We start from the raw sequence: 11,846 nt of genomic DNA on the forward strand, positions 1-11,846 counted from the left end.
TTACCCAACCTGAGAGAAGGTGCGATCATTGAATACAGTTACAAATTAAAATCGCCTAGATTGTTCAATTTTAAAACCTGGGAGTTCCAGTCTGATCTGCCTAAAGTATCAAGTGAATACCAGGTTTTTATTCCGGGTATATACAACTATAATGTTTCATTAAAGGGCTACCAGAAGCTTAGCGACCAAAAGGCTGAACTTTCTAAAGAGTGTTTAAGATTTGACGGGGCAAATATAGATTGTTCCAAAATCACCTACCTGATGAAAGATATTCCTGCATTTTTGGAAGAAGAAAATATGACGGCTCCAAGTAATTTCAAGTCTGCTATTTACTTCGAACTATCTGATTTAACTTATCCGAACGGTGCTAAAACTTCATATACCAAAACCTGGAAAGATGTGGATTATGAACTTACAACTGATCAGTCATTTGGTTCGCAAATGAAGAAAAAAGACATTTATAAAGATCTGATTGCAGGTATAATTCAAAATGCTCCGGATGACTTGCAGAAAGCCAGGGCCATTTTTAATTATATTAAAAAACAAATCAAATGGAATAATTACTATGGCGTATTTTCAGAAAACAGTATCAAAAAATCTTTAGAAAGCAGATCCGGCAGCGTGGCTGATATTAATCTTAACCTGATAGCAGCCTTATCTGCTGCTAACCTGGATGCAGAAGCCGTTATTTTATCAACCAGAGAAAACGGCACCATCAATAAATTATATCCTGTCATCTCTGATTTTAATTATGTGGTAGCTAAAGTGAACATTGGCGATAAAAGTTATTTATTAGATGCTTCCGAACCCCTGCTTCCATTTGGTTTATTACCATTGCGATGCATCAATGATCAGGGCCGGGTGATTAACCTTAAAAAGGCCTCTTACTGGATTGATTTGAATGCAAGCCAGAAAAGCATAACCAGTTATATTTTAGCAGGCAAATTAAATGCTGATGGTAAGTTAACCGGAAATTTAATTACTTACACACAGGGTTATGCGGCATACAATAAAAGAAAGGACATTCAGAAATCCGGGTCAATAGATGAATATGTAGAGAAAATTGATGAGCGTTTACCGCGAATAAAAATCTTACACCATGAAATTGATAATTTGGACAGTATTGAGAATATACTCACTGAAAAATATGAAGTTGAATTTACGGTGAGTGACGGCAGCTCAAACAAACAATTTTATCTGAGTCCGTTTTTTATTAATGCCATTACCAAAAATCCTTTTAATCTGAATGAAAGAAACTATCCGGTAGATCTGGGTGCAGCTACCGATGAGCGGATATCCATTCAGATTACGCTGCCTGATCAATATGAATTATTGGAAAAACCGAAAGACATGGCCATAGGTCTACCTGAATCCGGGGGAAAGTACCTGCTAAATACCTCACTGGAAAACAATCAGTTATCATTGCATCAGGTTTTACAGTTGAACAAAGCAGTTTATGAGCCATCGCAGTATCTGTATCTGAAAGCATTTTACAGTAAAATCATTCAGAATCAAAAAAGTGAGTATTTACTTAAGAAGGCAAATTAATGAAATATATCATTGCACTCGTATCGCTTTTACTGCTACCGAGGCCGGGTTTTACCCAATTACATTTTGATGCCGACCTGATCTCGCCACAGCTTCGCAACCGGGCAAATGCCTGTATCAGAAATGAAGAAATTACGGTAGATATGATTGCAGACGATCATGTAACTTACCTGCAGAAAAAAACAATTACCGTATTTAATCAAAATGGAGATGATAATGCACGCATAGCTATTGGTTATGATAAAAATAATGCTATCAAAAGTATTAAGGGTGAAATATACAATGCTGGCGGAATATTGATCCGGAAATTTAACCAGAACGATTTTTCTGATATGAGTGCCGTAGATGGGTTTTCTTTATTTACAGACAGCAGATTAAAGCTTTTTACACCGTCCGTAAATCAGTATCCCTATACCATTTCTTATGATGTGGAAATCAGAAATAAACAGAACCTGATCATTCACGACTGGATGCCAACAGCTCAGCATAATGTTTCTGTTGAAAAGAGCAGTTATACTTTTATCAGTAAACCTGCGGATCAGGTTCGGATTAAAACCCAAAACTATCCCGGTAAGCCTATAGAAAGCACTGATGAAAAGCATAAAAAACTATGCTGGTCCGTTAGTAACCATTTTGCCACGAAATCAGAACCTTTTAGTCCTGACCCTGAAAATTACCTGACTAAGGTACAGATTGCCCCCCGGCAGTTTTATTATTACGGGCATAAAGGAAATTACAATAACTGGCAGGATCTCGGTCAGTGGATATATGATGACCTGTTGAAAGAGAGAACTGTATTACCTGCAGCTACTGTACAAATGGTTAAAGACCTAGTTAAAGGCGAAAACAATGATAAGGAAAAAGCCCGAAAGATATACCGGTTTTTACAGGAAAAAACACGCTACATCAGTGTTCAGATTGGCATTGGTGGTTTCCAGCCTGTTGCTGCCAGTGAGGTAGACCGGCTTGGCTATGGAGATTGTAAGGCACTGGTGAATTATATGCAAAGCTTACTTAAAGCTGCTGACATCGAATCTTATTATTGTGTTGTGCAAGCAGGATCAGTTAAAAAAAGTGTTGATCCCGATTATGCGAGCATGACGCAGGGCAACCATATCATTTTATGTATGCCACTCAAGGGAGATACCACCTGGCTGGAATGTACCAATCAGAAAATCCCTTTCGGATTTTTAAGTGATTTTACAGATGACAGAACCGTTTTTGCCTGTACGCCAACAGGCGGAAAGCTCATGCACACGCCCAAATTAACTACACAGCGTAATCTTCAGATCCGTAAAGCAATGCTGACCGTTAACCCTGATGGAGATGTTACCGGTAAAATGAATACGATATTTTCAGGAGGACAGTATGATAACCGTGAATCAATAACCGATAAGCCTTTAAGTGAACAATATAAGCTTTTAAGAGCCGTATATAATATTGATAACATCAATATTGAAGGTGTTCTTTTTACCGAAAAAAAAGAAAGCAACCCTCAGCTTACGGAGGATGTTCAGTTTAGTATCAGAAGTTATGCACCTTTAAATGGCCGTAAAATGTATCTGCAGTTGAATGCGTTTAACGTTCAGCCAACAGTTCAGGAATTGCGAAACCGCACGTTACCGGTTTACATTAACCGCGGTTTTACAGATGAAGATACGCTGGAATTTAATTTACCAGATAACTTGAAACCGGAATTGGTTTTGGTGGAAGATAAGCATTTTAATAATCCATTTGGCGAATACCTGCTTAAGGTGAGTAAAGATGGGAACAAGCTAACCTACTTCAGGAAACTGGTGCTGCATGACGGCACCTTCCCTGCTGAAAAATATGCTGATTTTTCAAAGTTTATCAACGATGTTCACATGGCAGACCGCCTAAAACTGGTGCTTAGCTTAAAATAATAATGCCCAGCCCGATTCCGATGATCATGATGAGATACATAATAATTTCAGTTGATGCAAAGCGTTTGTATTTGGTCCAGAAAGAGTAATCATGATCTTGATTTGGCATAATTGAAATTTAAAACGCTAAAATAAGTAAATTCAGCTAATGATCAGGCCGGTATTTTGTGATTTGTCTGGCCATCCCCCTGAAGAGTACCAGATGAAAAGGCCACATGGTGTACCAATACATGCGTCCCCACAATCCGCGGGGCCTAAAAGTGGCAACCTGTGATAAAAATGCCTTACCATGAAAATTCACCAATTTTAATTCCAGCCAGGCCTCTCCCGGAACCTTCATTTCCGCATAGAGCAAAAGCCTTTTATTTTTTTTATCGGCCAGTAATACCCGCCAGAAATCCAGAACATCTCCGGCCTGCAAATCCGTACTGCTGGTTCTACCACGTCTGGCGCCCACTCCGCCGAACATTTTATCTAAAAATCCCCTTAACTGCCATAGCCAATCCATATAATACCATCCCCGCTTTCCACCAATGCTCCATATATTTTCAAAAACTTCTTCTGCTTCCCTGTCAAACTGCATTTTCACCTTATATTCCAGCGTGCCATTTTGCGGAACTTTTATCTGATCCATAAAATCATTATCCAAATAGCCCCTGTTGAGGGCATCTTTCCAGCTGGAAACAATAGAATTCTGATCAATTTTTTCAAATGCAAGGTGCAAAGCTTCTGCGTAAGTTAAGCACTTTCTAGGCACCACCCTCTGAATACGGTTATCTTTACAAACGACCTCATTTTTCATGCTATCAACCAAACTTCTGGCCAGCGCATATGGCACTGGTGTAATCATATTCAGCCAGAGTGACGATAATCTTGGAGTTAATACGGGTACGGTGATAATCCAGCGTTTAAGTTTTCGCTCTTTGGCATAACCTAAAAGCATATCCCTATAGGATAAAATATCGGGTCCGCCGATATCAAATGTTTCATTATAAGCTTTTTCATTATCCAGTACTCCCGTCAAATAAGCCAGCACATCACGTATACCGATAGGCTGACAAAGTGTTTTAACCCATTTAGGGGCCACCATCACGGGGATTTTCTCTGTTAAATCACGGATAATTTCAAAAGAAGCACTACCTGAACCAATAATAATGGCAGCTCTTAAAATGGTACAGGCTATTTGTGATGATTTCAATTCATCTTCTACCGCTAATCTGGAACCAAGGTGTTTGGAAAGATGCATATCATTTGCAATTCCGGTTAAATAGATAATCTGCCTGCAATTCGTTTTTTTTATGGCTGCAGAAAAATTTGCAGAAGATTTTCTTTCCATATCAGAAAAACCCTCAGCACTTGACGACATGGAGTGTACCAGGTAATAAGCCGCATCTATATCTTCAGGTATTTCGTTCAGCGCATCGGCGTTTAAAAGATCACCTGAAATCACCTCTACTTTACTTTGCAACTCTGATGCTAAAATAAACCTTCTTTTATCCCGAACCATACAAACCACTTCATGATTCTGATCCAAAAGTAAAGGCAATAAACGGGTCCCGATATATCCATTTGCGCCTGTCAATAAAATTTTCATCTGGTATTTATTTTATGCATAACAGATTTGACGGTACTTTGTTACAAAATGCCGCATGAGTTTAAAAGTTTAATGATAGCCAAGTAAAACCTGGATTATCAGTCACAGAAAAGTAAAACACTTTGTAATGATAAATTTACAGCATTTCGCTTACAATAAATCTTTTTCTACCTCGTATAAGTACCAGTAATTTACCAAATATTCCTGAATGAGAAAAAGCATCCCTGGCCTTGCTGTGATTTTATTGGTGATCAGCATGGTTTGCACAAGTTGGACGGTAGTGGAATTTCCAAAACAACAATTATCTTTATTTACACCTGTTAAGGATAGTATTTATAATCTCTATGTTTCTAATATTTATCATCAGGCTAAACTCGACTCTGCCGGGTTAAGTGAGGTTGTATTTGAAAAAGCATTTACAGGTTTCTACAATCTGAAATACTCAGGCTTAACACAATCAAAAGACATCCTGTCTATTGTGGATTTTGATCAGGAAAGTTGTAAAAAGCGCCTTTACATTATTGATCTTAAAGACAATAAACTGCTGATGAATACCTGGGTGGCGCATGGTCAAAATAGCGGAGATGATAAACCCGACAGTTTTTCGAACAAGCCCAATTCCAATCAGAGCAGCCTGGGTTTTTACCTTACCGGTGAAATTTATAATGGTAAACATGGCCGCTCGCTTAAGCTTGACGGAATGGATGTTGGTTTTAACGATAAAGCCCGTGAAAGAGCCATTGTATTGCATGGCGCGAATTATGTTTCGCAGGGAACAATTGATCAGCTCGGGCGGTTAGGGCGAAGTCAGGGTTGCCCGGCAGTTGCTTCCAAACTTTCAGATCCGATTATTAAAATGATATCAGGCCGAACGGTATTATTTATAAATCGTTCTGATCAAGGTTATAATTCTCAGTTTTTAAATGAAACCCTTGCTGCAAGTATGGTGTCCAATCAGCAGGAAGTTTTTGCTGTAAAAATGGATTAAAATCAAAATAATTAAAATTTTTCACTTATTTAAACTTCAAATTTGTAATTTATTTTATACATTTAAAGTATAATCAAAATCACTCTATTTTTTATACATCCCGGTTAATACCTGATTATGAAAATATTGTGTTTTTTGGTGATATATGTATCTGCCAACTGCGTTTATGCGCAAAATAGTCAAGGGCCCAGGCTCACCGCTCTTGCTGATAACGGAACTGCCGTAAATGATATATGGACATTACAGGCCAATCCTGCCGGAATTACCTTTCTCAATCATCCGGCTGTTTCATTAAACTACATCAAACATCTTTTAAGTGATGAAATCAGCACCCAGGCATTCGTTGCTGTAATTCCTTTTAAAAATAATTATGCAGGTATCAGTTTTCAGCGTTATGGATTTGCGTCCTACCATGAAAGTAAAATAGGCTTCGCCTACGCTAAAAAATTCGGACAAAAACTATCATTAGCACTCAATGGCAATTATCATCAGTTAAAGATCGAAGATTATGGCGCATCAACTGCTTACACTATCGATGCGGGTGTATTATATCAATTTAATCAGCATTTCAGCATAGGTGCTTTCAGCAGTAACGCATCACGGCAGCAGTATAGTGCCAGTTTGCGCTCCGCGAAAATACCTGCTTCATTTAATATCGGGGCCAGTTATCTGGCCAGTAAAAAAGTATTAATTGCAACAACGGTATCCAAAATTACAGATCAACCAATTGATGTCAGGATAGGCATAGAATATCAACTTTTTGACTTACTAAGTCTGCGGGGCGGCTTAAGTACAAAGCCTTTTAAGCAATATGCGGGTTTTGGGATCAATTGCAAAAAATTTGTATTGGATATGGCTACTACTTATGAAGCCAGTCTGGGTTATGCACCTCAAATTGCAATCAGCTATGTATTTTAGGATCTTCACCGCCTTATTTGTAATAATGGGATTTATTGCAAATGCACAAGTTTCAGAACAACAGGTAGAAATAAGGGACATCCTGGAAAGTGTTGCAGATCATCTTCCTGATGATTATGACCTCACTGAACTGGTCGATGTTTTAATGCGTTACCGTAAAAATCCGATTAACCTCAATCAAACCAATCCGGATGAACTAAAAACGATTATTTTCCTTTCTCCCTTACAAATCAGCAATTTCTTTAGTCATATTAAAGAAAACGGAAACCTGGTTAATGTCCTGGAGCTTCAGTCCATTGATGGTTTTGATGAAAGAACAGTTCAAAATCTTCTGCCATTCGTTACCCTTCAGGATATGGGCGAATATGAAAAACTATCTTTTAAAAATATGATGCAGTCTGGCGAAAATGATTTTTTGATGCGTTTTTCACAAATTCTGGAAAAGCAGAAAGGATTTACAGATTTACCCGGCAACAGGTATTTAGGTTCGGCAGAACGTTTTCAAAGCCGGTATCGATACCACTATGGTACTATATTATCTGCGGCCATTACCTTAGATAAAGATGCGGGTGAAAAATTCATAGCCAGGCCTTTTGACTTTTATTCAGGAAATATTGCACTGTTTAAACTTGGAAAGATCCAAAAACTGGTTATGGGCGATTACACCTTGCAGTTTGGACAGGGATTGACTTTATGGTCCGGGTTTTCATTTGGTAAGGGTCCTGATGTCACCAGCGTTGCCAAAAAGGACCTTGGGTTAAGACCTTATAACTCCACCAATGAGTATTCTTTTTTCAGAGGAGTTTCAGCAACCATCAACCTGTACAAAGGCTTTGATATTACACCGTTTATTTCGTTTAGAAAACTGGATGCAAGTCAGGCTCTAGACAATAATGGAGATTTGGTACAGTCAACCGTTAACCAAACTGGTCTGCACAGAACACCTTCAGAAATCGCCAATAAAAATGCATTAAATCAACAGGTTTATGGTGCCACACTGCAGTACCATAAAAATGAATTTTCACTTGGTACCATTGCTTACCATAGCCAGTATGGAAATCGTTTTATTACCCAAAAAGCATTATATGATCAGTTTAGTTTTACCGGAAAATCGCTAACTAATCTTGGCATATATTATAATTATACTTATAAAAACATTTATCTCTATGGCGAGGTTGGCAAAAGTATGCCGGGGGGCATGGCCTATCTGAATGGTGCACTTATCAGCTTATCGCCAACGATATCAGCAGCCATTACACATCGGAATTACCAGCGGAATTACCATAACTTTTTTAATCAGGCTGTGGCCGAATCAAGTGAAGCAGTCAACGAAAAAGGAATTTATATGGGTTTGAATATCAATCCCGATAAACACTGGGCCTTCTCTGTTTATGGCGATTATTTCCGTTTTCCATGGCTGAAATACAGGGTTGATGCCCCTTCAAAAGGTTATGAATTGTTAGGTCAGGTGATTTACACGCCAGATAAAAACTATAAAATACTGCTTCGTTTTAAAACAGAGATCAAACAGCAAAATACAGATGCAAAGGTCCCTGTAAATTTTTTAGATGATGTAAAAAGAGAGGGCTACAGGCTCGAATCTATCTGGCAGGCCAGTCCGAAGTGGCGTTTCCAAAACCGAATGGAAGTATCTCAGTACCACAAAGGCCCTGGCACACCTGAATTTGGCTACCTGATTTATCAGGATGTAGATTATTCTCCCATGTTTGCGCGCATAACAGGGAATATAAGGCTTGCATACTTTCATACGCCAAGTTACAATAGCCGGATTTATGCTTATGAGGATGATGTGCTCTACAGCTTTGCTTTCGGCATGTATAGTGGCGAGGGATTCAGAACGTACCTGAACTTAAAGTGTAACCTCGGCAAAAAGTTAAATATATGGGCCAGATATGCCATGTTCTATTATCGGGATGTGGAAAGCATTGGCACCTATTTAGATGAAATTCAGGGAAACCGGAAATCAGAGATAAAGATTCAGTTGCGGTATCAATTTTAACAGATGCTTAAGGAAGAATATTTTTTCGTCAGAATATTGGCAGCCCTGATACCTGGAATTGTCTTTTTTTATTTGGTTTCAGGAGATCATATGATTAGTGTACTTGGTACGGTTTGTTTTTTGCTGTACCTAACCATCTGCTTGCTAAACATTTTTTATAAAAAACTAAATGCCTATCGGTTTAAAGGTTATACCGGACTGTTAATTTACCTCCTGTTTTTTTTCCTGGGTGGCTTATTAACTTTTATGAATAAGGAGGAGCTTAAGCCAGATTATTTCACTAAGAAAACTGTTGATTATTTAAAGATTATGGTAAACAGTGAACCGGCATTTAGTAAAGGGATACTCAGGTTGAAGGTTAAAATAATTTCAGGATACCTGGAAAACAAACCTGTCAAACTGAGCGGACAAATACTCCTGGCCATCAAAACAGATCGCTTTAAACCATTGAAAATCCGATATGGGGATGAATTATTTATTCTGGCTAAATATTCGCCAGTAGAGCCGCCCTACAATCCTGGAGAATTTAATTTTAAGCAATGGCTGGCTATACAAAACATTTATGAACAAGCCTTTATCAATCAAAACCAGTTCATTAAAACAGGTCGAAATACGGGAAATCCCATGCTTAGGTTTGCCATAAACTGGAGGGAACAACAGGTTATTAAATACAGAAAATACATTAAAAATGATGAAGCTTTTGCGGTAGCCTCTACACTCATTTTAGGCTATCGTGCCGATCTTTCTGCAGAAACACTGTCGGCCTATGCTAAAACCGGAACCATACACGCCCTTTCCGTGTCAGGAAGCCATGTGGCCATCATATTTTTTGCGCTCGATTTTTTGTTGGTATTTCTGGATAAACAAAAAGCACTTAAAATTTTTAAATTCCTGCTTATCTGTACACTAATATGGATCTATGCTTTAATTACAGGTTTATCCCCTTCGGTTGTTCGTGCTGCGATTATGATCACGATATTTATCATAGCAAAAACTTTCGCCCAAAATAAAAACAGTTACAATATACTCGCATTTGCTGCTTTTTGCCAGTTAATCTATCAGCCTTTTCTCATCTGGGATCCCGGGTTTCAGCTTTCCTATCTTTCTGTTTTTGGCCTGTTGTACCTGCAGCCTAAAATTTACAACTGGATTTATCTGGAAAACAAATGGTTGAATAAAATCTGGGAATTGACCGCACTATCCATTGCAGCACAGTTGGCTACATTTCCGCTCTGTGTATATTATTTTCACCAGTTCCCGGTTTATTTTCTGCTTGGAAACTTATTTATTTCCCTTCCGCTGATGATCATAATGGTTTTAGGTATTGTGGTACTGCTCCCCTTTTCAGGCAAACTTGCACCCTTATTTGAATGGATTATTGTAACGACGAACCAGGTTTTAAAATGGATTGCCGGTTTACCTTATGCTACTTTTTCATCCTGGTGGATCACACTACCCGGATTAATACTGCTCAGTTTATCACTTGCATTTTTTGTATATGCCATGGCAAAATACAATAAGACCTTTCTCTTTGCCGCTATGCTCACTTTCATAATTTACCAGTCAGTACTCTCCTATGATCGTTACAAAGCAGCCAGGCAACAAAAAATTATCTTTTTTACCTTGAGAAAAAATTATGCTGCAGCATTTATTCAAGGTTATCAAGCCATCTTATTAACAGATTTAAATCATGATGATCAGACATTTTACTTTTCAGTGAAACCGGCATTAGACCAATTGCAGGTGAGCCATATTAGCATAATGCATTTAAAAACAGATACCATTATATCCAATTTTATCTTCCAAAACCAACAAATTATCTTTCACGGGTATAAAATTCTCATTATCGATGAATCGTGGAATAATAAAAAAGTGCAGGCAGCAGGCAAATTTAATGCCATCTGGCTTACAGGCAATACTACTTTTAAAATTGAGAATCTTCCTGAAGAAATTCAATATGAAAATATTATTCTGGATGCCACTAATAAAGACTACAAAATTGAGTGGTTTAAAAAAAATGAATACAATTATAAAGCACGGCTTCAAATTTTAAAGAAAAATCCTGCATATTTGGTTCAATCAACAGAATAATATGGAACAACTGGTTTTATACAATGTAAGTGACCGAATAGCGACCATCACCATCAATCGTCCTGAAAAGCGTAATGCACTGAATCCGGAACTGATTGAAGCATTGACAATCGCCTTTCAGCAGGCCGAAGAAGATGAACGCGTTAAGGTTATCATATTAAACTCTAACGGATCAACCTTTAGTGCCGGCGCAGATTTAGAATATTTACAACAATTACAAAACAACAGCTTTGAAGAAAATGTGGCAGATTCAAAGCGATTAAAGAAACTTTTTACCACTATTTACTACCTTCCAAAAATTGTAATTGCCCAGGTAGAAGGTCATGCCATTGCCGGCGGTTGCGGCCTGGCTACCATTTGTGATATTATTTTTGCCACACCTGAAAGTAGTTTTGGTTATACTGAAGTAAAGATTGGGTTTGTACCGGCCATTGTTTCCTGCTTTCTGATGCAAAAAGTAAATGAAACCATCGCAAAGGAGATTTTACTTACCGGAAAAACCTTCCCTGCAGAACAGGCCTTAAAATTTAATTTAATCAATTTTGTAACAAAATCAGAAGAAATAAATCAAAAGGTTAAAGAATTTGCCTTAAGTTTGTGTGTAGGGAGTTCAGGTAATTCATTAATGATTACAAAACAGCTCATTAGCCACACCACTAAACCGCTTCTAGAAAAAACTTTAGAAACCGCTATACAAATTAATGCCCGTGTTCGGGAGAGTGCTGATTTTAAAAAAGGTATCGCATCCTTTCTGAATAAAGAAAAAATTAACTGGTAAATAAC

General features: G+C 38.0%; 9 protein-coding genes. 7 read left to right on the forward strand and 2 right to left on the reverse strand.

Annotated elements, in window-relative coordinates; genetic code table 11:
- Positions 1 to 60: 60 nt before the first annotated feature.
- Entirely contained in the window at positions 61 to 1,548 is a 1,488-nt protein-coding gene (locus tag OQX64_RS07700; protein WP_265818322.1) for a transglutaminase-like domain-containing protein, read from the forward strand.
- Complete coding sequence (locus OQX64_RS07705; protein WP_265818323.1) at positions 1,548 to 3,452, forward strand: DUF3857 domain-containing protein; 1,905 nt, start codon at positions 1,548 to 1,550, stop codon at positions 3,450 to 3,452. Before OQX64_RS07700 ends, OQX64_RS07705 begins: the two co-directional genes overlap by 1 nt.
- Here OQX64_RS07705 and OQX64_RS07710 read toward each other — a convergent pair.
- Positions 3,439 to 3,561, reverse strand: coding sequence for a hypothetical protein (locus OQX64_RS07710; protein ID WP_255353654.1), 123 nt, complete (start codon positions 3,559 to 3,561; stop codon positions 3,439 to 3,441). The genes OQX64_RS07705 and OQX64_RS07710 overlap by 14 nt on opposite strands.
- 36 nt (positions 3,562 to 3,597) lie before the next feature.
- Positions 3,598 to 5,046, reverse strand: a complete 1,449-nt coding sequence (locus tag OQX64_RS07715) for an SDR family oxidoreductase (RefSeq protein ID WP_265818324.1) — start codon at positions 5,044 to 5,046, stop codon at positions 3,598 to 3,600.
- A 208-nt stretch (positions 5,047 to 5,254) separates the two neighbouring features.
- Between OQX64_RS07715 and OQX64_RS07720 the strand changes: the two genes are divergently transcribed.
- The 5 genes from OQX64_RS07720 to OQX64_RS07740 all read left to right on the forward strand — a co-directional run bounded on the left by OQX64_RS07720 (position 5,255) and on the right by OQX64_RS07740 (position 11,841).
- A complete protein-coding gene (locus OQX64_RS07720; protein ID WP_265818325.1) occupies positions 5,255 to 6,034 on the forward strand; it encodes a murein L,D-transpeptidase catalytic domain family protein in 780 nt (259 codons plus the stop codon).
- 117 nt (positions 6,035 to 6,151) lie between these two features.
- Positions 6,152 to 6,952 (forward strand): hypothetical protein, encoded by an 801-nt coding sequence (locus tag OQX64_RS07725; RefSeq protein WP_265818326.1) that lies wholly within the window; start codon positions 6,152 to 6,154, stop codon positions 6,950 to 6,952.
- Positions 6,953 to 6,977: 25 nt separating this feature from the next.
- Positions 6,978 to 8,972: a helix-hairpin-helix domain-containing protein gene (locus tag OQX64_RS07730; protein ID WP_265818327.1), complete on the forward strand. Its 1,995-nt coding sequence runs from the start codon at positions 6,978 to 6,980 to the stop codon at positions 8,970 to 8,972.
- A 3-nt stretch (positions 8,973 to 8,975) separates the two neighbouring features.
- The gene (locus tag OQX64_RS07735) at positions 8,976 to 11,063 is read left to right on the forward strand and encodes a ComEC/Rec2 family competence protein (protein WP_265818328.1); all 2,088 of its coding nucleotides are present in this window, start codon (positions 8,976 to 8,978) and stop codon (positions 11,061 to 11,063) included.
- A 1-nt stretch (position 11,064) separates the two neighbouring features.
- The gene (locus OQX64_RS07740; protein ID WP_265818329.1) at positions 11,065 to 11,841 is read left to right on the forward strand and encodes an enoyl-CoA hydratase/isomerase family protein; all 777 of its coding nucleotides are present in this window, start codon (positions 11,065 to 11,067) and stop codon (positions 11,839 to 11,841) included.
- Positions 11,842 to 11,846 lie beyond the last annotated feature (5 nt).

It is taken from the genome of Pedobacter sp. GR22-10, assembly GCF_026239715.1.
In the GTDB taxonomy this organism is placed as follows: domain Bacteria; phylum Bacteroidota; class Bacteroidia; order Sphingobacteriales; family Sphingobacteriaceae; genus Pedobacter.